Below are 23,326 nucleotides of genomic sequence, written 5' to 3' on the forward strand. Positions count from 1 at the left end.
CGGTCCTGCTGTGCTGGGAGAGGGAGGGACGAGATGATCTGGTACACCGCGCTGATCCTGGCGGTCGGCGCCGAGCGCCTCGCCGAACTGGTCGTCGCCAAGCGCAACTCGCGCTGGAGCCTGGAGCGCGGCGGCGTCGAACGCGGCCAGGGGCACTATCCGCCGATGGTCGTCCTGCACACCGGCCTGCTGCTCGGCTGTCTCGCCGAAGTGTGGCTCGCCGACCGGCCGTTCGACGCCGTCCTCGGCTGGTCGATGCTCGCCGTCGCGGTCGCCGCGCAAGGGCTGCGCTGGTGGTGCATCCGCACGCTGGGCCCCCGCTGGAACACCAAGGTGGTGGTCGTGCCCGGACTGCCGCTGGTGACGGGCGGACCGTACCGCTGGTTCCGCCACCCCAACTACGTGGCGGTGGTGGCCGAGGGCGTCGCCCTGCCCCTCGTGCACACCGCCTGGACGACGGCCCTCGTCTTCACCGTGCTCAACGCCTGGCTGCTGACCGTCCGCATAAGGTGCGAGAACACCGCCCTCGACACCGTCGCGGCGGGCGCCCGGACGTGATCGACCTCCTCGTCGTCGGAGGCGGCCCCGCGGGACTGGCGACCGCCGTGCACGCCGCCCTCGCCGGGATGGAGGCGGTGGTCGTCGAGCCGCGCCCCTCCCCGGTCGACAAGGCGTGCGGCGAGGGCGTGATGCCCAGCGGCGTACGGGCGTTGGCGGCGCTCGGGCTGGAACTCCCGCACGGCCACCCGCTGCGCGGGATCCGCTACGTACGGGGTCCCCACCACGCCGAGGCGCCGTTCGGCGACGGGTTCGGGCTCGGGGTGCGCCGTACGGAACTGCACGCGGCCCTCACCCGGCGCGCCGAGGAGGCCGGCGTCAAGATCGTGACGGACCGCGTCGGCGAGATCGGGCAGCACGCGGACTCGGTCACCGCGGCGGGACTGCGGGCCCGCTGGCTGGTGGCCGCGGACGGGCTGCACTCACCGGTACGGCGCGGGCTCGGCCTGGACCTGCCCGACCACCGGCCCCGGCGGTACGGCCTGCGGCGTCACTACCGCGTGAAGCCGTGGACGGACTTCGTCGAGGTGCACTGGTCGGAGGCGGGGGAGGCGTACGTGACCCCGGTCGCCGAGGACGTGGTGGGGGTGGCGGTCCTCAGCACCCTGCGGCGCGGCTACGACGCGCACCTGGCCGGCTTCCCCGGCCTGCTCGCCCGGCTCGACGGGCCGCCCGCGACCGCCGTGCGCGGGGCGGGGCCGCTGCGGCAGCGGGTGCGCCGGCGCACGGCGGGGCGGGTGCTGCTCGTCGGGGACGCGGCCGGTTACGTCGACGCGCTCACCGGCGAGGGGGTGGCGCTCGCGCTGGCGTCGGCGGAGGCGGCCGTACGGTGCCTGCGCGCCGGGCGGCCCGAGCGGTACGAGCGCGAGTGGCTCAGGCTCTCCCGGCGCCACCGGCTGCTGACCGAGGGCCTGGTGCGGGTCGCCGGGCGCCCGGCGGGGGCCCGGCTGATCGTCCCGGCGGCGGCCCGCCTGCCGTCGGTCTTCGCGGCGGCGGTGCGGGCGTTGCAGTGAGGCGGGCGTTGCGGTGGGGCGGTGGGACGCGCGGCGGGTCCCGTACCGTCCGGCGGGAGGCCCGCTAGGTCCCGTACCCCGACCCGGCCGGACCCGTACCCCCGAGGTCAGGGCGACAGGCCCGCCGACTCGTCCGCGGCCTGGACGGTCAGCGCGCTCACCACGTGCGGCAGGACGTTCGCGACGTAGTCGTCGACGGTCGCCTCGATCCCCACGTCGTGCCCCGCCCTCTCCGACAGGTACCAGCGGTGCTCCAGCACCTCGTGGTAGATCTGCGCCGCGTCCATCTCCCCGCGCAGCTCCGGCGGAACGGCCCGTACCGTCGGCCGGAACACGTCCCGCACCCAGCGGTGCGCGAGCACCTCGGGGCGGGCGCCGAGCGGGTCCCCCGGTACGTAGTCGTCCTCTCCGGCCATCCAGCTCTCCAGGTCGTTGAGCAGCCGCCGCGCCTGGTTCTCCTCGGCGTCGAGGCCGGTCAGCCGCAGCAGTTGGCGCTGATGGTGGCCGGCGTCCACCACCTTCGGCAGGAACGTCACGGTGTCGCCCACGGGGGAGCGCTCGATCTGCATCTCGGCCACGTCGAAGCCCAGGTCGTTGAGCCGCCGTATGCGCCGGTCGATGTAGTGCCGCTTGCCCACCGGGTAGACCGACTCGCGGGTCAGCTCGTGCCAGAGGTCCTCGTACCGCTGGACGATCGCCGCGCCGAACGGGATCGGGTCGACCGACGGGTGCAGCGCCCCCGACGCCTCCAGGTCCATCAGCTCCCCGGCGATGTTCATCCGGGCCAGCTCTATGTCGTACTCCCGCTGGCCCCGGCTCAGGTTCTGCTGGAGCTGGCCGGTCTCGGCGTCCACCAGGTACGCGGCGTACGCGCCCGCGTCGCGCCGGAACAGCGCGTTGGACAACGAGCAGTCGCCCCACGCGAAACCGGCCAGGTGCAGCCGCACGAGCAGCACGGCCAGCGCGTCCATGAGCCGCTTCACGGTGGACGGCCGCATCGTCGACTCGAACATCGAGCGGTACGGCAGCGATCCCTTGAGGTGGCGGGTGATCAGCGCCGACTCCAGCGGCTCGCCGTCCGCGTCCACGCGCCCGGTCACCACGGCCAGCGGGTCCACGGCCGGTATGCCGAGCCGGTGCAGGTCCCGCAGCAGCCCGAACTCCCGTACCGCCGCCCGTTCGGTGATCTCCTTGACCGCCACCACGTCGGGCCCCGCCGACGCGAAGCGCACCACGTGGCGCGAGATGCCGCGCGGGAGCGCCACGAGGCACTCCGCGGGCCACTCGTCGAGCTGGGTGTTCCAGGGCAGGTCGAGGAGCACGGCGGGCTGCTCCGGGTTGGTCGCGCTGATCTGTAGCGCCATCGCGTCTCCCACGGCGTTGTCGGGCGCGAACCGGACCCGGAACCGCCGGTACCAGTGTGCCGGGGGGCGCGACGCCCCCCGACGGCCGGGGGAGCGGTCCGGTGGGCGGTGTCCTGAGGGGAGTGGCGAGGGGCGTGGTGAACGTCTGTGCACCCCAGTAGTTCGATGGTGTATACATGTATTTACCCTGAGGGGTGAACGCCTGTGCACCCCTCCTGCTGTGACCCGGCCCGTACGGAGAGACATGTCAGAAGCGACACCCCAGCCCGCCCCGGCCCCGCGCGCCCGCTTCCTGGTGGCCGTGCTCGCCTTCTGCGGAGTCGTGGTCGCCGTCATGCAGACGCTGGTCGTGCCGCTGCTGCCGCACATCCCCCAGCTCACCGGCGCCACCCCGACGGCCGCCAGCTGGCTGGTCACCGTCACCCTCCTCACCGGCGCCGTCTGCACCCCCGTGCTCGGGCGGGTCGGCGACATGTACGGCAAGCGCCGGGTGCTCCTCGCCTCCCTCGGCGTGCTGGTGGCCGGGTCCGTCCTGTGCGCGGTCAGCTCGCAGATCGCCGTGCTCATCGCGGGCCGAGCGCTCCAGGGCGCGGCGCTCGCCGTGGTGCCGCTCGGCATCAGCATCATGCGCGACGAGCTGCCGCCCGTCCGGGTCCTGCCCTCGATCGGGCTGATGAGCTCGACGCTGGGCATCGGCGCCGCCATCGGCCTGCCGGTCGCCGCGCTGGTGGTGGAGCACTACGACTGGCACACCATGTTCTGGGCGTCGGCCGGGCTGGGGCTGCTCGACATGGTGCTCGTCCTGCTCGTCATACCCGAATCGCCGGTGCGCTCGCGCGGGCGCTTCGACGCGCCCGGCGCGCTCGGGCTGTCCGCCGCCCTGGTGAGCCTGCTGCTCGCGGTCACCCAGGGCGGCTCGTGGGGCTGGACGTCCGTCCGCACGCTGGGCCTGCTCGCCCTCGCCGTCCTGATCGGACTGGTCTGGGGCGCGTACGAACTCCGTACCACCAGCCCCATGGTCGACCTGCGGGTCTCCTCGAAGCCCGCCGTCCTGCTGACGAACGTCGCGGCCCTCCTGATCGGCTTCGCGTTCTACGCCAACTCCCTGTCCACCGCCCAGATGGTGCAGGAACCGAAGGCCACCGGGTACGGGCTCGGCGCGTCGATCGTCGTCAGCGGCCTGTGCCTGCTGCCCGGCGGCCTCGCGATGGTCGCGCTGTCCCCGGTGTCGGCGCGGATCTCCGCGAAGTACGGGCCGAAGACGGCCCTCGCGCTCGCCGCGGCCATCCTGGCGGTGGGCTACGTGGTGCGGTTCTTCACCAGCCACCAGTTCTGGACGATCATCCTCGGCGCGACCGTCGTCGCGGCGGGTACCGCCATCGCCTACTCCGCGCTGCCCGCCCTGGTGATGCGCGCGGTGCCGGTGAGCGAGACGGGGGCGGCGAACGGGCTCAACACCCTGATGCGGTCGGTCGGGCAGGCGTTCTGCAGCGCCGTGGTGGCCGCCGTGCTCGCGAACGTCACCTTCCAGGTGGACGGGCGGACCGCCCCCACCCTCCACGCGTACCTCCTCGTCTTCCTCATCGCGGCGGGCGCGGCGCTGCTCGCGCTGGCCGTCACGCTGTGTCTGCCGCGGCAGCGCCCCACCGCCCCCGGTACCGTCGGGCGGGACAGGGCGCGGGTGACGTCGGCGGGCGTCCGCCCTGGCGGCCGGGAGGGCGCATGAACGGGCAGACCGACCACACCACCACCGGGGGCGCCGGCACCGGCGCCGGGGGTGGAACCGGTGCGGGCGGTGGTACGACGAGTGGGGGCGCCGACCCGGGAACCGGCCGCCGGGCCATCCTGCTCGTCGCCCGGCGCGCGTTCGCCTTCCGCCCCTACGCCGAGGTGACCCTGCGGGCCATCGCCGCTGACGCGGGGGTGAGCCCCTCCCTGATCGTCAAGCACTTCGGCACGAAGGAGGCGCTCTTCAACACCGTCGCCGACTTCGGCCCCGCCGCCGACACCCTCCTCGCCGCGCCGCCCGCCTCGCTCGGCCGCCACCTGGTGCTGGCCCTCCTGCGCGCCCGCGAGGAGCAGAGTTCCGACCCCCTGCTGCGGGTGGTGTTCTCGCTCGGCAAGGACGACGAACGGACCCTGCTGAGGGAGCGTTTCGACGCCCAGTTCACCCAGCGCCTGGCCGCGCTGCTGCCCGGCCCCGAGGCCGCCCTGCGCGCCGAACTGATCGCGGCCCAGGTCCTCGGCCTCGGCGTGACCCTCAGCCTGTACCGCGCGGGCGCGGCGGCGGCCGTGACCCCCGAACGCCTCGCCGACCTCTACGCGCCCGGCCTCCAGCGCCTCGTCACCCCCGCCGACGCGGCCTAGGACGGCCCCGGTTGCCGCACCGGGCACTCAGCGCTTCAGCACCAGCTCCGTGTTGCGGTCCTTCGACGTGCCCGCCCCCGCCTTGCCCGCGCCCGGGGCGTTGAACGAGAACTCCCGGTACAGGGAGGCGAGTCCGGTCTGCGACAGGTCGTGGAAGTCCGTGCGGTGCGGCGCCGACGACTCGATGAGCGTGGTGAAGAGGGAGAGCGTGCCGTCGTTGTTGTCGGCGATCTCGATCACGCGGGCGAGCTGCGGGAAGTCGATGTGCGAGGCCGTGGAGATCTCCCAGAAACTCCCGTGCGGCAGGACCGCGTTGCGGTGGCTGTGCCCGTTGACCCAGGCCAGCACGGCCCGGTGCTTCTTGAGCAGCGCGACCACCTCGTCGCCGGTGTGCCGGGCCTCGCCCGGCTTCGCGGGGTCGCGGTGGGTGTTGGTCATCGTCCAGCTGTTGTGGTGGCTGAAGACGACGACGTACTGGTCCTTGTGGGCGACGAGGGTGCGCTCCAGCCACTTCAGCTGTTCCGTGCCGAGCGACCCGAGGAAGTGGCCGCCGCGGTCCGTGGTGTCCAGGCTGATGCCGGTGACGTTCTCGCCCATGGGGAACGTGTAGTACAGCGTGTCGCTGTCCAGGTTGGCCGCGGTGTAGCCGTGCCCCGCCGGACCCGCCCCCGCGCGCGCCGGGTCGAGGTGCGCGGTCAGGTACTCGCGCGGGCCGAACGGCGCCCGGCCCGGATCGGGGGTGATCGCGCGCATCGACCGGGTGGAGGCGCGCAGCAGGTCGACGAGACCGCCGCCGGCCGGGCGGCTGCCGCTCGTGAGGACCTTGCGCAGGGTGGTCGCGGCGCTGTCGGGGATGGCGTACAGCTTCTTCCCGCCGACCGCGAAGTCCGCGAGGTAGCCGCTGCGGTCGGCCATGGCGCCGCTGGCCAGCGTGTCGTGGTTGCCGACGGTCGAGAACCACGGGATCCGCAGGCCGGGGCTGTTGACGGAGCGGATCGCGGCGGCGAGGAATCCTTCGACGCGCGGGTAGCCGAGCTTCTTGTCGGTGTCCGGGCGGGCGTCCTCGGGGTGCCAGTAGAGCCGTTCGCCGGAGTTCTGGGGGCCCTCGTACCGTCTGGGGTCACCGGTGTTGGGGGTGACGCGGCCCCCGCTCATCACCGTCAGGAACCAGTCCAGCTCCGCCCGCGAGTTGTTGTCGGTGTTGTCGCCCGTCGTCACCGCGAAGGCCAGCGGGGCGCCGGTGGCGGGCCCGTGCCGCAGGGCGTTGATCTGCTCGACCAGGGCGACCGCGCCCGGCACGGTGAGCGCCTCCTGGGGCCGCCACGACGACAGGTTCCCCATCGAACGCAGGTACTCCGTGCGCACCGGGTGCTGGACGTCCACCAGGTGCATGTCCGTGAGCTGGACGAACGAGCTGAGGACGGTACGCCGCCCGGCGCGGCCCGAGCGGGGCGCGGCGAGGTCGTCCCGTACCACCCGCCGCCAGCCGGGACCGTCGCCCAGCCGCCGGTAGGGCACGGCCGCGCTCCGGGGCGAGGCCACCGTGTCGAGGGTCGTGCGGGCGGGCAGGGGCCGCGGGGTGACGGGCAGGGGAGTGGCGGGCGGCCGGGCCGCGGGGACGGCCGGGTGCGTGGGCGGCGCGGAGGCGGTGGACGCCGCGGACGCCTCGCCCGAGCCGCCGCCCGCGCCGAGCACGAGTCCGATTCCCGCCGATGCGCCGACCGCCCCGGTGGCGGTGAGGAAGGACCGGCGGTCGACAGCGGTGACTGCGGAGCGTATGCGTGTCATGGTGCGGTCTCCCGGGTGCGAACGCATCAGCGAGCGTGCCGGGGGTCGGCCCCCTGGCCACATCTTGATGGTTGGCACCCGGTGTGGCCTGCGCGTGAACGACGTTCCAACGCTCGACGCCCATCTCCGCACAGGGATCACCGGCGGCGGTGAACCGTCGCCGGTCCCTCCCGCGCCGTACCGGATCCGGTCACTCCCCGTTCATCGCCGGGGGAAGACGCGCCGCGCGCGGGGCGCGGCACGCGCCGACCGGACCCCCGATCCTGCCCGAAAGCCCCCGACCCGTGTGGTCCAGCCATTTTGTTTTATGTGTTGACGAATTACGGAGGGTGCGCCAGCATCGCAGCGACTTTCCGCAGAAATGACCAACTGCCAAAGCCAGTACAGGGAGAGCGACGCATGTCGACCCGTACCGCCCCGCTGCCCGTGCACAACCCAGGAACCGGCGAGGTCCTCGGCGAGATCGCCGACAGCACCCCCGAACAGCTCACCGCCGCACTCGCCGCCGCCGGACGCGGCCAGCGCGCCATGGCTGCCCTGCCCGCCCACGAACGGGCCCAACTCCTCCTCCGTACAGCCGACTTGATCGAGTCGGAAGCCGGCGACCTGGCCCGGCTGCTCGCCGCGGAGAACGGCAAGCCGCTCTTCCAGACCACCGAGGAGGTCAAGGCGGCGATCCGGATCTTCCGCGGGTACGCCGGCGAGGCCACCCGGCTCTTCGGCCGGCAGATCCCCCTCGACGCCGTCCCGGGCCTGGAGCGCCACCTCGCCGTCACCGTCCGCGAACCCCTGGGCCCCGTCGCCGCCCTGGTGCCGTTCAACTACCCGGTCGAGCTGTACGCGCACAAGGCCGCCGCCGCGCTCGCCGCCGGCAACGCCGTGCTCGTCCACCCGCCCGTACGCTGCCCGCTCACCCTGGTCCGCATCGCGGAACTGGTCGCCCGCGCCGGCGCCCCCGAAGGCGCCCACCAGCTCCTCACCGGAGGCGTCCACGTCTCCCAGGAACTCGCCTCCCGGCCCGGCGCCGCCGCCGTCAGCCTCACCGGCAGCACCCACGCCGGCCGCGAGATCGCCCGCCGCGCCGCCGACACCCTCAAGAAGGTCCACCTCGAACTCGGCGGCAACGACGCCCTGATCGTCTGCGACGACGCCGACGTCGAGGCCGCCGCCGAAGCCGTCGTCCTCGGCCGGCTCGCCCGCGGCAACGGCCAGATCTGCTGCGCGGTCAAGCGCGTGTACGTCCAGGACGGCATCCACGACGCCTTCGTGGACGCCCTGCTCGCGGGCGCCGCCAAGCTCACCGTCGGCGACCAGCTCGCCGACGGCACCGACGTCGGACCGCTCATCAGCGAACAGGCCGCCGAACGCGTCGAGGCCGCCGTCGCCGCCCTCGTCTCCGACGGCGCGCGCAAGGCCGCCGGCGGCGGGCGCCGGGGCGCGTTCAGCGACCCCACCGTCCTCGTCGACGTCCCCGCCGACAGCCCCGCGCTCGCCGAGGAGATCTTCGGCCCCGTGGCGCCCGTCGCCCGGTTCACCGACCCCTTCGACGCCGTACGGATGGCCAACGAGTCCCCGTACGGACTCCAGGCTGCCGTCTTCACCCAGGACATCCGGCGCGCCTTCCAGCTCGCCCACCGGCTCGACGTCGGCGGGGTCGTCATCAACGGCTCCACCGCGCTGCGCGCCGAGAACCTGCCCTTCGGCGGCCCCAAGGACACCGGCGGCTCCGCCGAAGGACTGCACGACACCGCGCTGGAGTTCACCCGCCAGAAGACCATCGTGGTGATGGAGGCCCTCGGGTGACCAGCACGACCCGTACCTCCCCGCCGGCCCGGCCGCCCGCCCTGGAGGTCCGCGGGGTGCGCAAGGCGTACGGCGCCACCGAGGTGCTCCACGGGGTGGACCTGACCGGACACGCCGGTGAGGTCCTCGCCGTGGTCGGCGCCAACGGGGCCGGCAAGTCCACCCTGATCAAGATCCTGGCCGGCGCGGAGCGGATGAGCGCCGGTGAACTCCTGCTCGACGGCGTCCGCGCCGACCTGCGCTCCCCGCACGACGCCCACGCCCACGGCATCCGCACGGTCCACCAGGAACTGACCCTCGTCCCCGAGTTATCGGTCACCGAGAACCTCCTCATGGGGCACTTCCCGCGCCGCCTCGGCCTCATCGACTGGCGGGCCGCGCACGCCCGGGCCCGGGACCTGCTGGAGTCCATCGGGTACGGCGCCATCGACCCCCGTATCCGGGCGGGCCGCCTCACGGTCGCCCGACAGCAGATGGTCGAGATCGCCAAGGCGCTGGTCAGCGAGGGCGGCGAGCCCCGCGTACTGGTCCTCGACGAGCCTTCCGCCGTCCTCGCGGGCAACGACCTGGAGGAGCTCTTCGCGCTCATCCGCCGCCTCCAGGAGCGCGGCGTGCTCGTCGTGTACGTCTCCCACCGCCTCGCCGAGGTCACCGAACTCGCCACCTCCATCGTGGTGATCAAGGACGGCAGGGCCGTCGCCACCACCACCCCCGACCGCACCGACGAGAACGAACTCATCCGGCTGATGGCGGGCCGCCGCCCGGGCCAGCTCTACCCGGACCGCCGCCACGACCCGGGCGAGGCCCTGCTCACCGTCTCGTCCCTGCACCGCCCCGGGGAGTTCGCGGACGTCTCCTTCACCCTGCGGGCGGGCGAGATCACCGGGCTGTTCGGCCTGGTCGGCTCCGGGCGCAGCGAACTGGCCCGCTGCGTCTTCGGCGCCGAACCCGCGAGCTCCGGGACCGTCCGGACGGCCGGCGGCGCCGCCGACCGCTTCCGTACCCCCCGCGAGGCCATCGCCGCCGGGCTCGCCCTGGTCACCGAGGACCGCAAACGCACCGGCCTCGTCCTCGGCCTGTCCACCGCCGAGAACATCGGCCTCACCACCCTGCGCACCTTCACCCGGGGCCCGCTGCTCGACACCGGCGAACGCGGGCGGCGGGTCGAGTCGATGGTGAAGCAGCTCGACATCCGGCCCGCCCACTCCGCGAAGCTCCCCGTCCGCGCGCTCAGCGGCGGCAACCAGCAGAAGGCCGTCCTCGCCAAGTGGCTGCTCACCGGACCGCGGGTGCTGCTGCTCGACGAACCCACCCGGGGCGTCGACATGGCCACCCGCGCCGAGATCTACCGGATGCTCGACGAGCTCGCCAGGGACGGGCTCGCCGTCCTGCTGATCTCGTCCGACCTCACCGAGGTCCTGGGCGCCACCGACCGGGTGCTGGTGATGCACGAGGGCCGGATCGCCGCGGACCTCCCCTCGGACCGTACGACCGAGGACACCGTCCTCGCCCACGCGATCGGACACGCCGCATGACCGAACAACTGACCAAGCCGTCCGAGTCCGGCGGCCCCGGCGGGGCGAAGCGGCCGGCCGGCGACGGGACCCCCGCGCGGCGGCTGCCGAGGCTCGTCGTCGCGGGGCGCGACCTCACCCTGGAGGCGGGCCTCGCCCTGCTGCTGATCGCGTTCGTCGCGGTCGCGGGCTCCACCACCGACGCCTTCCTCACCGAGGGCAACATCACCAACCTGCTCAAGCAGATGGTCACCACGGGCCTGCTGGCCTACGGCATGCTCACCGTCATCCTCACCGGCGGCATCGACCTCTCCGTCGGCTCCGTGGTCGCCTTCTCCGGCATCGTCGCCGCCGGGCTGTCGTCCGGACTCCCCGTCCCCCTCGCCATGCTCGTCGGCATCGTCTCCGGCATGGGCTTCGGGCTGCTCAACGGGACCCTGGTGGCCCGCTTCCAACTCGCCCCGTTCGTGGTGACGCTCGCCGCGCTCACCACCATCAGAGGACTCGCCTTCGTCTACTCGGAGACGCCCGTGGCGCCCGAGAAGGAAGGCTTCTTCGAGCTGGGCTCCGCCGTCCTCGGCCCGATCCCCGTCTCCACCCTGATCATGCTCGGGGTCTTCCTGTTCGGCGGGATCTTCCTCAGCCGCACCCCGGCCGGCCGCTCCCTCGTCGCGATCGGCGGCAGCGCGGAGACCGTCCGGCTGGCGGGCATCGGCGTACGGCGGCACATCGTCCTCGCCTACACCATCAGCGGTGCCTGCGCGGGCCTCGCCGGGGTCATCCTCGCCAGCCGCGTCGGCATCGCCCAGCCCAGCGTGGGCACGGCGTTCGAGCTCGACGCGATCGCCGCGTGCGTGATCGGCGGCGCGAGCCTGGCCGGCGGCAAGGGGTCCGTACGGGCCACCTTCGCCGGGGTCCTCGTCCTCGCGCTGATCAACAACCTCCTCAACCTCTACGACGTGCAGAGCTTCTGGCAGCAGGTGCTCAAGGGCCTGATCATCGTCGCCGTCATCCTCGTCCAGCGCACCGGAAAGGCACGAACCTCATGATCACGAAGAAAGCGTCCGGGATCCTGGTGGCCGGAGCACTCGCCGCGTCCCTCGCCGGCTGCTCCTCCGACGGCGGTACGGGCGGCAAGGGCGACGGCTCGTACACCGTCGGCATCGCCAACTTCACGCTCAGCGGCCCCTACTTCAACGGCATGGACCGGGCCATCAAGGCGCAGGCGAAGAAGAAGGGCGTCGAGACCGTCAGCACCGACGCGGGCGGCGACGCGGCGAAGCTCGCCTCCAACGTGGAGGACCTGCTGAGCAAGGACGTCGACGCCGTGATTGTCTCGGGCGGCCCGCTGGAGTCGGCCCCCGCCGTCCTCAACTCCATCAAGGCCGCGGGCAAGCCCGCCGTCCTGGTCGACCGCAAGTTCCGCACCGGTACGTACAGCAGCTGGATCGGCCCCGACAACGAGGCCATCGGCCGGCAGAACGGCCAGTTCCTCGTCGAGCGGCTCAGCAAGGGCGGCACGGTCGCCCTCGTCAAGGGCGGCCCCGCCGACAACAGCATCGGCCAGGCCCGTACCAACGGTGTGAAGTCGGCGCTGGAGAGCGCCCCCGGCATCAAGATCGTGGAGGCGCCCGACTTCGGCAACTGGAGCTCGGACGGCGGACTGACCGTCATGGAGAGCCTGCTCGCCTCGCACTCCGACCTCGACGCGGTCTTCTGCGAGAACGACGCCATGTGCCTGGGCGCGCAGCGCGCCATCAAGGACGCCGGCCGGGACAAGGACATCGTGCTGGCCGGGGTGGACGGCCAGGCCGAGGCGCTCAAGGCCATCCTCGACGGCACCAACTACCTGGTCACCGGACTCAACGACGCCGACGTGATCGGCGGCCTCGGTCTCGACAGGACCGTGGACATCCTCGACGGCAAGAAGACCGAGAAGGACACGGTCGTCCCGTCCCCTCGTGTCACCAAGGAGAACGCCCAGAACTACTACGATCCGGAAGGCAATTTCTGATGACCCGCACTCATCGTTACGCGCTGGCGGGCCTGGTCTGCGGCGCGCTGGTCGTCCCCCTCACCCTCGGTTCGGCCTCGGCCGCGCCCGACGAGGGCGGCGGTACGCAGGCGACGGCGGCCACCGGGGCCGTACCGGCCGCGGCCCCCGCCCCCAAGGCACCGGCCTGGCAGCTGCTGCACTCGGAGAACTTCAGCAGGCCGCTCGACCCGAACCGCACCCCCTGGACCCGCGAGACCTACAACCAGCCGTTCGACACCATCATGGAGGACAACGGCAAGTGGTACCGGAACGACTACGGGCCCGCCTGGGACACCGCGTTCAACTCCTTCGCCACCTACCGCAAGGAGTTCAAGGTCGGTGACGGCGGCTGGCTGACCGCCTCGCTGTCCGCGCGCGACTGGAACAAGGACGGCCAGATCGAGAAGCCGCCGTCCATCACCAACGGCCGGGCGGGCGGCAGGACGGTCGCCCAGCTCAAGGTCCCCGACCACACCGGCGGCGCCATCTTCCGCCCCACCCAGGCCCTGCCCGACCAGTACCGCATCGAATACCGCCTGAAGACGCTCGACTTCGGCGGGAAGCGCAACGGCACCATCGACTACGGCAACCGCATCAATGGCTACAGCAAGGACGGCTGCAAGACGCAGCACCCCTGGGGCGAGGGCTCCGACAGCCCCGGCTGGGAGGGCGACGCGTCGGCGCCGTACTGCGAGTGGCAGGACGTCCGGGCCGGCCGGTACGGCTACAACGGCTTCCACTACCTGTCGATCGTCGACTTCGCGAACCCCGCCCCCCGCAACAACCACTTCTGGCACTACCGCCGCAAGGTCCTGATGGACTCCTTCGCCCAGCACCCCGACCGGGTGGGCACCGGCACCGGCGGCCGCGTCTGCAACTCCGGGACAAACACGTACTACGACTACAAGGACAGCAGCTTCAACACGGTCAACATGTGGATCAGCGGACTGCCCAACTGGAACCCGGGCAGGGGCGGTCTGGCGGGCAACTCGCAGTGGTTCATGACCAGTTGCTCCGGCGGGGTCGCCGAGCAGCAGCTGTCCTCCGCGGCCGAGCTCCAGCCCGAGCTGATGCCCAACCAGGACTACGTCTTCGCCATCGAGCGTGACGCCACCGGCTACACGCTGGAGGCCAGCGGCAACTTCGCCCGCGCGGGCCAGAAGACCCTGCGGTTCCACCGGAACTTCATCGTCGACAACAAGCCGATCTGGCACTACAACGTCAAGGCCAGCGAGTACGACGGCCGCTTCAACAACACCCTCACGCAGAACGACTACAACGGCAGCGCCACCTGGCCGGACCAGTGGCCGGCGGGATCCGCGTACCCGGACTCCTTCGTCATCGGGGACCTCTACACCAACGTGTACGAGGGCAGCGCGAGCCTGACCGACATCAAGATGTACGTGCCGAGGACGGCGAAGAAGTAGCCCGTCACGCACACCCGTACGCCCGCACGCCCGGCCGCTACCGGCCGGGCGTGCGCCGCTCATCCCGCCCCGCGGCCTTGCTCCGCCTCCCTCTCCGCCTCCGCCTCCGCCTCAGCGAGGCGCCGGGCGAGATAGCGCCGCTCCGCCTCCGTCGGCGCCGACGCGAGCGCCTCGCGGTAGGCGTCCGCCGCCCCGCCCCACCGGCCGAGCCGGCGCAGCAGGTCGGCGCGGGTGGCGTACAGCGGGAAGTACCCGGCCAGTTCACCCGCCGAGACCAGGCCCTCCACCAGCGCGAGACCGTGCTCCGCCCCCTCGGCCATCGCGACCGCCACCGCGCGGTTCAGCTCCACCACGGGCCCCGGCGACCACCGCGCCAACTCCCGGTAGAGCAGCGCGATCTGGGGCCAGTCCGTGTCCGCCGCGTCGGACGCCGAGGCGTGGCAGGCCGCGACGGCCGCCTGCACCTGGTACGGCCCCGGCCGGCGCCGCAGCAGCGCGTCCTCCAGGACGGACAGCCCCTCGGCGATCCCGTCACGATCCCAGAGCGAGCGGTCCTGCGCCTCCAGCGGCACCAGCTCCCCGGCCGCGTCGACCCGCGCGGCACGCCGCGCGTCGTGCAGCAGCATCAGCGCGAGCAGGCCCCGTACCTCCGTGTCGTCCGGCAGCAGCCCGGCCAGCAGCCGCGTCAACCGGACGGCCTCGGCGGTCAGTTCACGCCGTACGGGCACCGCGCCGGCCGAGGCCCCGTACCCCTCGTTGAAGAGCAGGTACAGCACACTCAGCACCGCCGCCGTCCGCTCGGGCAACTGCGCCGCCGACGGCACCCGGAAGGGGATCCGCGCGTGCCGGATCTTGTTCTTCGCCCGTACGAGGCGCTGCGCCATCGTGGACTCGGAGACCAGGAACGCGTGGGCGATCTCCGCCGTGCTCAGCCCCGCGAGCGACCGCAGGGTGAGCGCGACGCGCGCCTCGGGCACCAGCGCGGGGTGGCAGCAGGTGAAGATCAGCCGCAGCCGGTCGTCGGGCAGGGCGCCGTCCCCGTCCACCTCGGTCTCCTCTCCCGTCGGCGCGCCGGACGGCGCGCGGTCCGCCAGACCCGCCACCTCCTGTACGGCCTTGGCCTCGGTCCGCGCGCGGCGCAGCCGGTCCAGCGCCCGGTTGCGGGCGGTCGTGGTGAGCCACGCGCCGGGACGCCTCGGCACCCCGTCGCGCGGCCAGCGCTCCACCGCCCGCGCGAAGGCGTCCTGCGCGCACTCCTCCGCCAGGTCCCAGTCGCCGGTGAACCGGATCAGCGACGCCACGATCCGGCCCCACTCCTCGGCGTACGCGGCGGCGACCGCCTCGCTCACTCCGTCCAGAACGGCCACACCTCGATCATCCCGAACCGGGCCATCGGGTGCTTCGAGGCGATCTCCACCGCCTCGTCGAGATCCGCGCACTCGATGACGTCGAAACCGGCCATGTGCTCCTTCGTGTCGGCGAAGGGACCGTCCGTCAGGAGCAGCGAGCCCTCCCGCACCCGGACGGTCGTGACGTCCTCGGAGGGCCGCACGCGGTCCCCCATCAGACGCGCGCCCCGGCCGTCCATCTCGTCGACCCACGGCTGGGCGTCCAGCTCGGCGGGGTCGTCGACGGTCACGGTGTCGTCCGTGCAGATCAGCAGCAGATACTTCATGGTTCCTCCTGGGGCGGATGGTGCCTCTGGGTCGTCCTACATCAGTACGACGCGCGGGGTACGACAGGATCGACAGGTCCCGGAGAAAAACTTTCCGGTCCGCGGGCATACCACCGGGGACACCGGGCACACGCACCTTCGACCCGAGTTCGCGGCCCGTCCCCCCGGGCCGCCAGGTCCACGGCCCACCGGTCCCCCCTTACCGGTGCGGCCCCCGGCCCCACCGGCCGCCCCCCTGCCGGTGGGGCCGTTTCATGCCCGTGTACGCCCGCCCGCTCGCCCCGACCGCGTCAGCCGGCCCGGCCCGTGATCACGACCGGGCCCCCGCCCGGATCCGCCCGGTCGATCCAGTCGGCGGAGACGTACAGCGGACGGTTCGGCAGCGCGCCGCGCCGCAGCCGCTCGCGGTGCAGGATCCGGCCGTCCTGGCTGACGACCACCGCCGACAACCGGGCCTCGGGGCGTGCCGTACGGAGGGCGAAGCGGCCGAGCGGCGGGCGCGGTCCCTTCGGGTCGATACGGTTCGGCGCCACCCACCGCAGGGGCGCGCCGACCTCCACCGCCAACTGCCGGTCCGGCCACCGCCCGTCGGAGAGGTACCGCAGCACGGGCCCCGCGACGAGGTTGCCCTCGCGGGCCGCGGTGCCGGCGGGCTCGACGGCGTGCAGCAGGTTGCCGACGGCGAAGACCCCCGCCGTGCCCGTACGGAACGAGGTGTCGACCGCCGGGCCCCGGGTGCCCCGGTCCAGCGGGACGCCGCCCAGGCGGGCCAGTTCGTGTGCGGGGATCCAGTCCCCGGTGAGGACGACCGTGTCGCAGCCGAGGGTGACCGTCCTGCCGTCGGCGTGCCGGAGCGCGACGCCGGTCAGCCGGCCCCGACCGTCATGGCTGCCCCGCTCGTTCCGGCTGCCCCGGGCGCCCGGGCCGCCCGGGCCGAGCAGTCCGGTCACCGTCGTGTCCGTGAGGAGCGGTATACGCCGGTGCAGCCGGGCACCGACCTCCGCCGGCCAGGACGACACGTGGCGCGGCCGGTCGGTGACCATGGCGGCGACCTCCACCCCGGCGGCGCGCAGGGTCCGCACCGCGGAGTAGCTGACGGGTTCGGCCCCGATCACGACGGCGCGGGCGCCGACCGGCCGGTGGTGGAGGTGGACCGCCCGCTGGAGCTCGTCCGTGGTGAACACACCCGCCGCGCGCGGGCCGGGCACCGGCGGCGCGGCGCGCGGCCGTTCGCGTGCGCCGGTGGCCAGGACGACCGCACCGGCCGTCAGCCGCTCCGGTCCGCCGCCGCCGGTGGTGTCCACGGTCAGCGGACCGGCCCAGCCGGTCACGGAGATTCCGGTACGGACCACGGCGCCGGCGCCCGCGGCCGTGTCGGTCCAGTGGCGGGCGTACGCGGGGCCGCTCATCGGGCGCCGCAGGTCCCGCAGGCCGAACCCGGCGTGGTAGCAGTACCGGGGGATCCCGCCGGCCTGCTCCTCCCGGTCGACGACCTCCACCGTGCCGGCGCCCGCCCCGGCCAGCCGGGCCGCCGCCGCGAGGCCCGCGGGGCCGGCGCCGACCACCAGCACGTCGACGGACCGCTCCCGGCGGGCGGGGCCCGGCAGACCGCCGCCGTCCGCCGCCGCGTTCACCGTCGGGCCTCCGGCCGCGGAGGGGACGTCCCGAGCCGCGCGGCGGTCTCGGTGAGGCCGGGCAGGGGGCGCTGGGCCGGTCGCATGTCCCCGTTCTTCGTTCTTCGCTCGCGGGAGGTCGTGATCGCTCTGCGAAAGGGTGGTGCAGCCCGGCGCGGGCGTCAAGAGCGTGGCGGCGGACCGGGGGAGCACGGGAACGGGCCCGCGCGCCGGCCTGGGCGCCTCCTACCGCGCGTGCCCGTTCTCGCGCACGAACTTCTTCGCCAGTACGTCCCCGAGCCGGACCGCCTCGTCGTGGTTCTCGATGGGGGAGACCCGGCTGTTCTTGAAGAGGATGTACGTCACCCCCGAGGGCACGCCGCCCCGTTGGGGGTGCGGCGGGATGCCCAAGCCGCCCGCGGCGGCGTACGAGGCCTCGCCGATGATGCCCACCGGGCCGGTGTCGCCGACCACCGCGTACTGCACACGCCCGCCGTGGACGACGGCCACGACCCCGCCCCCGCGGATGCCCGACGCCGTGTACGTCCACCGCTCGCTCGGCGCGGGCACGACGACGAACGGCAGCTTCTCCGAGTTCAGCGGCTTGCCGTCGGACTGCGAGAACGCGGTCTGGTTCTGGAACCACGGGTCGGTCGTCGTGTTGCAGTGCGCCGTGACCTGCCCGTCGCAGTCGATGTCCATGTCGGCCTTCCAGAACACCGCGCCCGTCGCGTCGCAGACGGGAACGGTCTCCGCCGCGCCCTCGTCGGTGCGGTACTTCCCCTTCGAGACCGGGGCACAGGCGGCCGTCGCGGCCAGCAGGTCCGCCGCCGCGACCGAGCCCTCCTGGTCCGGCTCCCGCCGCTCCCCGCCCGGCCCTCCCGCGCCCGCCGGGGGACCGGCGGCGGGGCCCAGGGACACCGCCTCGGCGGGCAGGACGGTCGCGGGCAGGGCCGCGGCCAGCAGGGCGGTACCGACAGCGCCGAGAACACGGGTACGACAGGCCATGGCTGATCCTTTTCCTGGCGGCGGGTCTCCGGCGTCACTCGCCTGGCGGAGGGGGAAGCGGACGGTCGTCCTCCGCTATCTGCTCCGCCAGCCGCTCCAGGAACACCCGCTGGCCCGCCACCAGGCGCCGCGCCGCCTCCGGCAGGCCGAACCACGCCACCCGGTCGATCTCGGGGAACTCCCGCAGCACGCCACTGCCCCGCGGCCACTCCATGGTGAAGGTGCCGGGCACGGCGAGCGCCGGGTCCAGGTCCCCCTCGACGGCCCAGATCGTGACGATCTTGCCGCCCCGCTGGCGTGCCTCGCCCAGCGGCGTCCACGGCCCTCCGGGCGGCGGCAGGCCCACTTCCTCCTGGAACTCCCGGCGCGCGGCGGCCTCGGCGGTCTCGCCCGGTTCGTACTCCCCCTTGGGGATCGACCAGGCGGCGTCCTCGCGCCCGGCCCAGAAGGGCCCGCCCATGTGCCCGAGCAGCACGAGCACACCGGTGTCGGTGACCCGGTGGACGAGGAGTCCCGCGCTGCGCTTGTCCGGCATGCCGTCAAGTCTGGGCGCCCCCGCGTCACTCCGCCCGAACTGATGAGCCGTGCGGGGCACCGCCCCACGCGTGGACGGCCCGTGACGGGGTACACGCACCGCAGATCGAACCGCCCACGGCTTCGGAAGCCATGGTTCCCGCGTCCACAGGAGACAACATGGCCGGCATGCTCGACCGCATCAAGCAGTTCACCCGCAGTCCGCAGGGGCAGCGCGTCACGGAGCAGGTACGGCGCGCCTCCGCCGACCCGCATAAGCGGGAGCAGGCGCGCAAGCTCTTCGGCAAGCTGCGCGGCAGGCGCTGACGCGCCGGTACGTTCCCCGGCGGGGCGTTCCACGACGAACAGGGCCCGTCCTCGTGTCGAGGACGGGCCCTGCTGTGTTCCCGCTACCGGATCCGGTTCACCGGACTACGGGAACGAGGTGATCGTCGACGGGATCGTGCTGGTGCCGGACGTGGCCGACCCCAGGCTGTTGATCACGTGGTTGTACTGACCCATCCCACCGAGGGACACGACCAACAGGTCGTGGAACTTCACACCGGGCTTCACCGGTGCCTGGAAGCCGTGCTCCTGGATGATGTTGGGATCCGACGTGTAGTTGCAGTAACTGCCCAGACCCCAACCCTCGTGGTTGTTCACGGAGTCGGCCACCTTGTAGGCGGCGTACCCCCTGATCGAACCGTTCTGGATGGCCGCCTGGTTCGGCGCGTCGTACGCCTTCTCGTTCTGGAAGAAGATCGTCCTGCCGTTCTCGCCGTACCACTCCACGTCGTACTTGTTGAAGTGTTCGACGAACAGGCCGGTGGCGAGGACGTCGTCACCGTTGACCCGCAGACCGTAGTCGGCGCGGTTGGTCTCCCAGCCGACGCCGGCGCCGTGGTCGGCCCGCCAGATCCAGGTGTGGTCGATGATCGTGTCGTCGCTGTTGATCACCATGCTGGTGGTGGCCTTGCCCGGGCCCGCCCCGCCGATGCGGATGAAGACGTCCTGGACGGTGGTCGGGTTCGCGGAGTGGTCCGCGGACGCGCCCTGGGGGCCGACCTCGAGAAGCGTCGGCGAGTTGACCGGACCGGCGTCGATCAGGAAGCCGGCCAGCTTGACGCCGTCCACGTCGGCGACCTTCATCGCGGTCACCCCGTTGTCCGGGATGATCGTGGCGAGGCCCAGACCGAGGACGATCGTGTTGGCGCGGTTGACGTTGATGGTCTGGTTGATGTGGTAAACGCCGGGCGTGAACAGGAGGTTGAGCCCCTGCGCGAGCGCCTGGTTGATCGTCGCGGCGGTCGCGCCCGGCTTGACGACGTAGAACTGGTCGAGCGGCACGGACTGGCCCTGCGGCGTTCCGTTGCCCCACGTGGTGCCGCGGGCGTTGGTGCGCTTCGCCGGGGCGAACACCTTGTAGGTGTTGCCGTCCAGGTACAGGAACGGCTTCTCCCGCGAGGTGGGGGTGTTGTTCAGCGTGGTGTACGGCGGGTTCGGGAAGCCCTGCGCGGGCGCGCCCTCGACCCCGGAGAACACCATGTTCCAGACGCCGTTGGTCCAGCCGCCGACGGAGCTGTCACGGGTGTACCACTGCTGCTGGGAGTACGGGCCGACGGTGCCGTCGATCTTGCTGTCGGCGATGTAGCCGCCACTGGCCCAGCCGAATCCGTTGGGGGCCAGGTTGAGCCCGCCCTTGACGTGCATGCGGCGGAACGGCGCGGCCTGCGCCACGGCCCAGCGGTTGGTGCCGTTGACCGGGTTGACGGCCAGGTTCTCGGCGGAGCGCCAGAAGTTTTGCGTGGCGTTCCCGTTGAACCAGCCGGCGTCGACCGTGATGTCACCGTTGATGTTGGTGTCGTCCGGCGACAGGCCCAGACCGGAGATCGAGGTGTAGAAGCCCAGTTGGGCGTTGAGCCCGTTGTACGTGCCCGGCTTGAACAGGAACTGGTAGCGGCCCGAGCCGAACTGGTCCGACTCCTGCTGCTGGAAGACCTGGTCCAGCTTGCCCTGGATGTTGGGCGTCGACGGATCGAAGACGATCACGTTGGGGCCGAGGTCGCCACCGCCCGGCAGCGGGTTGCCGGTGCCGCCGTCGGTGCCGCCGAAGACCTGGAACTCCCAGAGGGAGTAACCCCATTGGGTGGCCCGGACGGTGCCGGTCACCCGGACGTAGCGTGCGTTGCCCGAGACGGTGAGGGTCTCGACGCCACCGGCGCTCGTAGTGGTGGCGTAGGCCTGCGTCCAGCTCGTGCCGTTGGTGGAGAGCTCGATCCGGTACGCCTTCGCGTACGCCGTCTCCCAGTTCAGGACCACCTGGTTGACCGCGACGGTCGAGCCCAGGTCGACCTGGATCCACTGGGGGTCGGACGCGGCGCTCGACCAACGGGTGCCGGTGTTGCCGTCGTTGGCGCCCGTGGCGGGGGTGCCGGCGTTCTCCGTGCTGGAAGCCGTCACCGGCTTGCCCTGGGAGAGCAGGGTCGGGGCGGCGTCGGCCTTGTTGCCGGGGAGGAGGAGCAGCAAGGAGGCGATCAGGGTGGCGGCGACGGAAACGGCGAGTCCGCGCCGTCGGTCCGGCGCGGATCTCCGGAACGCCGGTACCGGCGAAGCGAGCGGAGGAGCGTGCATGGGCATGTCTCCTGAGTCATCAGAAAAAGGGCAGGCACGGGTGCGTGCGTGGGGGCATGCGTGGGGGGCGGGTAATCGGAGAGCGCTCTCTCGGTAGGGGAGATGCTTCCCCCGTGTTTCGTACACGTCAAGAGTTGTGCACGAACCGTCAGCTCCGGGTTCCCGTGTCATCAACAAATAACCGGCGGGACGCGCCGATTGTGGGCATCTGCGCGCTGTCCGGGGCGAGTTGGGGAGGGGTCGATTCAGAATCTGACGGCACGGCGCGGGCGCGTACCGCCGCTGACGGAGGGGCCCGGGGGTTGCCGCGCTAGGTTGACCTCTTCGGTCGGGCGGTCCGGCGGTCCGGCGGTCCGGCGTCGATCGGCCGGTCGATCGGCCGGCCGATCGGTGGTCGAGAGGCTCGGAGGCACGGGATGACGGGAACGACGCGAGGGGATGTCACCCCGCGGGACGTGGCCGCGGTGGTACGGGCGGCCTTCGGGCCCGGGCGCGGCCCGGTCCGCGTGGACCGGTTGCGGGGCGGCAGCAAGAAGGGCGTGTACAGGCTCACGTTCGACGACGCGTCGAGTGTCGTGCTCTACAGCTGGGCCGCGAGCGAGAACTACTGGCCCGCGCGTGCCGGTGCGCCGGACGCGCGCGAGGATCCGTTCTCGGACGCCACGGGGTACGGCCTGTTCGTGGCGGCGCACCGGGCCCTGACGGACCTCGGGGTACGGGCGCCGCGCGTCCATCTGGCCGACAACGGCGGGGAGTTGTTCCCCGCCGACTTCGCGGTGGTGGAGGACCTGCCCGGCGAGACGCTGGACGACCTCCTCGACCGGGACCGCGACGCGGCCGCCGGCGTCGTGGTGCGCCTCGGCGAGATGCTCACGGTGCTGCACGGCAGCCGCAGTCCCGTGCTCGGGAAGGTCGCGGTGGTCGCGGCCGGGGACGGCGTCGCCCCCGGGGACCGGACGGCCGAACAGGTCGTCCTGGACCGGGTGGCGCGCGACCTCGCCGAGGGGGCCGCCCTCGACCCCCGCCTGGCGGAGCTGCGCGAGCCCCTCGCCGAGGTGGCGGAGGAACTGGCCGGGGCCGTCGCACCCCGCGCCGCGTACGGTCTCATCCATGGCGAACTGGGCCCCGATCACGTGCTGATCGACCCCCAGGGGCGGCCGGTGCTCATCGACATCGAGGGCCTCATGCACTTCGACGTCGAATGGGAGCACGTCTTCCTGCGCATCCGCTTCGGCGCGAGCTACCCCGCCCTGCACCGCCCCGGACTGGACGAGGACAGGCTCCGCCTCTACCGCTTCGCCCAGCACCTGTCGCTCGTGGCCGGTCCCTTGCGGATCCTCCAGGGCGACTTCCCCGACCGCGCGTTCATGCGGGGCCTGGTCGAGGAACACCTTGACCGTGTGCGGGAGTTCCTCACCCCGCGCGGGGCCGGGTGAACGGCGGTGATTGCCGATCACGGTGCCCGGGAATCAGAAGGGGACGGACCCGGCCGCCGCGTGAAGGCGGTGGCCCGCCGTCCCTGAAGTCCGGGGCAGGCGCCGGTCCCTCACGAAGGGAGTGGTTTCGATGCGTGCGTACGGGCATGCCCGACGGCGTGCCGCACGCGCCACGTACAGCCTGCCGCGCTCGGAGCTGTCGGCCCGCTGGGCGCGCCACCTCACGGCCGCCTACCTGAACCACGGCTGCGGCGAGAAGGTCTCGCGGGACCAGGTGGACGACGCGACGCTCGTCGTCTCCGAACTCGTCACCAACGCTACCCGGCACGGCCGGAGCGGCTGCCGCCTCCAACTCAGCGTGGACCGCGGCCGGGTCACGGTCGAGGTCCACGACAGCAGCCCGCTGCGTCCCCGGTTCCCCACCGGGGAGGCCACGGACGTGATGGCGGAGGGAGGCAGGGGCATGACGCTGGTACGCGAACTCTCCCGCCGCCTCTCGATCCTGGCCACCCCCGGCGGCGGCAAGACCGTACAGGCCGTACTCCTCGCCTGCTGACGCGCACCCCGGCTGCCCCAGCGCG

Annotated in this window: 20 protein-coding genes; 12 read left to right on the forward strand and 8 right to left on the reverse strand. The window is 72.8% G+C overall.

Going from position 1 to position 23,326, the window contains the following annotated elements:
• Nucleotides 1-33 precede the first annotated feature (33 nt).
• Complete coding sequence (locus tag HA039_RS31970; protein ID WP_167035296.1) at nt 34-558, forward strand: isoprenylcysteine carboxyl methyltransferase family protein; 525 nt, start codon at nt 34-36, stop codon at nt 556-558.
• Nucleotides 555-1,571, forward strand: a complete 1,017-nt coding sequence (locus tag HA039_RS31975) for an NAD(P)/FAD-dependent oxidoreductase (protein ID WP_167035298.1) — start codon at nt 555-557, stop codon at nt 1,569-1,571. The genes HA039_RS31970 and HA039_RS31975 overlap by 4 nt, the downstream gene beginning before the upstream one ends.
• 107 nt (nt 1,572-1,678) lie before the next feature.
• Here the strand turns inward: HA039_RS31975 and HA039_RS31980 are convergent, their stop codons facing one another.
• The gene (locus HA039_RS31980; protein WP_167035301.1) at nt 1,679-2,935 is read right to left on the reverse strand and encodes a DUF4032 domain-containing protein; all 1,257 of its coding nucleotides are present in this window, start codon (nt 2,933-2,935) and stop codon (nt 1,679-1,681) included.
• 244 nt (nt 2,936-3,179) lie between these two features.
• Here HA039_RS31980 and HA039_RS31985 point away from each other — a divergent pair, with 244 nt between their 5' ends.
• Entirely contained in the window at nt 3,180-4,661 is a 1,482-nt protein-coding gene (locus HA039_RS31985) for an MFS transporter (protein WP_167035303.1), read from the forward strand.
• On the forward strand, nt 4,658-5,302 hold the full coding sequence (locus tag HA039_RS31990; protein ID WP_167035305.1) for a TetR/AcrR family transcriptional regulator: 645 nt from the start codon (nt 4,658-4,660) through the stop codon (nt 5,300-5,302). Before HA039_RS31985 ends, HA039_RS31990 begins: the two co-directional genes overlap by 4 nt.
• A 27-nt stretch (nt 5,303-5,329) precedes the next feature.
• Here the strand turns inward: HA039_RS31990 and HA039_RS31995 are convergent, their stop codons facing one another.
• Nucleotides 5,330-7,090, reverse strand: a complete 1,761-nt coding sequence (locus HA039_RS31995) for a TIGR03767 family metallophosphoesterase (protein WP_167035307.1) — start codon at nt 7,088-7,090, stop codon at nt 5,330-5,332.
• Nucleotides 7,091-7,489: 399 nt separating this feature from the next.
• On the opposite strand from HA039_RS31995, the gene HA039_RS32000 reads away from it, so the two are divergent.
• From HA039_RS32000 to HA039_RS32020, 5 genes are read left to right on the forward strand one after another with little or no spacing between them, the layout of a single operon-like run.
• Complete coding sequence (locus HA039_RS32000) at nt 7,490-8,893, forward strand: aldehyde dehydrogenase family protein (RefSeq protein ID WP_167035309.1); 1,404 nt, start codon at nt 7,490-7,492, stop codon at nt 8,891-8,893.
• A complete protein-coding gene (locus tag HA039_RS32005) occupies nt 8,890-10,428 on the forward strand; it encodes a sugar ABC transporter ATP-binding protein (RefSeq protein ID WP_167035311.1) in 1,539 nt (512 codons plus the stop codon). The genes HA039_RS32000 and HA039_RS32005 overlap by 4 nt, the downstream gene beginning before the upstream one ends.
• Entirely contained in the window at nt 10,425-11,456 is a 1,032-nt protein-coding gene (locus tag HA039_RS32010; protein ID WP_167035313.1) for an ABC transporter permease, read from the forward strand. The genes HA039_RS32005 and HA039_RS32010 overlap by 4 nt, the downstream gene beginning before the upstream one ends.
• Nucleotides 11,453-12,421: a substrate-binding domain-containing protein gene (locus tag HA039_RS32015; RefSeq protein WP_167035315.1), complete on the forward strand. Its 969-nt coding sequence runs from the start codon at nt 11,453-11,455 to the stop codon at nt 12,419-12,421. The genes HA039_RS32010 and HA039_RS32015 overlap by 4 nt, the downstream gene beginning before the upstream one ends.
• Nucleotides 12,421-13,869 carry a mucin-5B gene (locus tag HA039_RS32020; protein WP_167035317.1) on the forward strand — a complete coding sequence of 483 codons (1,449 nt, stop codon included), beginning with the start codon at nt 12,421-12,423 and terminating at the stop codon, nt 13,867-13,869. Before HA039_RS32015 ends, HA039_RS32020 begins: the two co-directional genes overlap by 1 nt.
• A gap of 59 nt (nt 13,870-13,928) precedes the next feature.
• Here HA039_RS32020 and HA039_RS32025 read toward each other — a convergent pair whose 3' ends face one another.
• The 5 genes from HA039_RS32025 to HA039_RS32040 all read right to left on the reverse strand — a co-directional run bounded on the left by HA039_RS32025 (nt 13,929) and on the right by HA039_RS32040 (nt 18,700).
• Nucleotides 13,929-15,236, reverse strand: coding sequence for an RNA polymerase sigma factor (locus HA039_RS32025; RefSeq protein WP_243869883.1), 1,308 nt, complete (start codon nt 15,234-15,236; stop codon nt 13,929-13,931).
• Complete coding sequence (locus HA039_RS34275) at nt 15,215-15,544, reverse strand: YciI family protein (RefSeq protein WP_243869885.1); 330 nt, start codon at nt 15,542-15,544, stop codon at nt 15,215-15,217. The genes HA039_RS32025 and HA039_RS34275 overlap by 22 nt, the downstream gene beginning before the upstream one ends.
• 290 nt (nt 15,545-15,834) lie before the next feature.
• Entirely contained in the window at nt 15,835-17,178 is a 1,344-nt protein-coding gene (locus HA039_RS32030) for an FAD-dependent oxidoreductase (RefSeq protein WP_243869887.1), read from the reverse strand.
• Nucleotides 17,179-17,403: 225 nt separating this feature from the next.
• A complete protein-coding gene (locus tag HA039_RS32035) occupies nt 17,404-18,165 on the reverse strand; it encodes a glycoside hydrolase family 75 protein (RefSeq protein WP_167035319.1) in 762 nt (253 codons plus the stop codon).
• Between the two features lie 34 nt (nt 18,166-18,199).
• On the reverse strand, nt 18,200-18,700 hold the full coding sequence (locus HA039_RS32040; protein WP_167035321.1) for an NUDIX hydrolase: 501 nt from the start codon (nt 18,698-18,700) through the stop codon (nt 18,200-18,202).
• Between the two features lie 158 nt (nt 18,701-18,858).
• On the opposite strand from HA039_RS32040, the gene HA039_RS32045 reads away from it, so the two are divergent.
• The gene (locus tag HA039_RS32045; protein WP_167035323.1) at nt 18,859-19,005 is read left to right on the forward strand and encodes a hypothetical protein; all 147 of its coding nucleotides are present in this window, start codon (nt 18,859-18,861) and stop codon (nt 19,003-19,005) included.
• Nucleotides 19,006-19,110: 105 nt separating this feature from the next.
• On the opposite strand, the gene HA039_RS32050 is transcribed toward HA039_RS32045, so the two are convergent.
• Complete coding sequence (locus HA039_RS32050; protein WP_167035325.1) at nt 19,111-21,309, reverse strand: discoidin domain-containing protein; 2,199 nt, start codon at nt 21,307-21,309, stop codon at nt 19,111-19,113.
• Between the two features lie 416 nt (nt 21,310-21,725).
• Between HA039_RS32050 and HA039_RS32055 the strand changes: the two genes are divergently transcribed.
• Together HA039_RS32055 and HA039_RS32060 are read left to right on the forward strand one after the other, a co-directional pair.
• Complete coding sequence (locus tag HA039_RS32055; protein WP_167035327.1) at nt 21,726-22,745, forward strand: phosphotransferase family protein; 1,020 nt, start codon at nt 21,726-21,728, stop codon at nt 22,743-22,745.
• A gap of 130 nt (nt 22,746-22,875) precedes the next feature.
• Nucleotides 22,876-23,301 carry an ATP-binding protein gene (locus HA039_RS32060; protein ID WP_167035329.1) on the forward strand — a complete coding sequence of 142 codons (426 nt, stop codon included), beginning with the start codon at nt 22,876-22,878 and terminating at the stop codon, nt 23,299-23,301.
• The last annotated feature ends 25 nt before the right edge of the window (nt 23,302-23,326 follow it).

Origin of the sequence: Streptomyces liangshanensis (assembly GCF_011694815.1) — a bacterium.
In the GTDB taxonomy this organism is placed as follows: domain Bacteria; phylum Actinomycetota; class Actinomycetes; order Streptomycetales; family Streptomycetaceae; genus Streptomyces; species Streptomyces liangshanensis.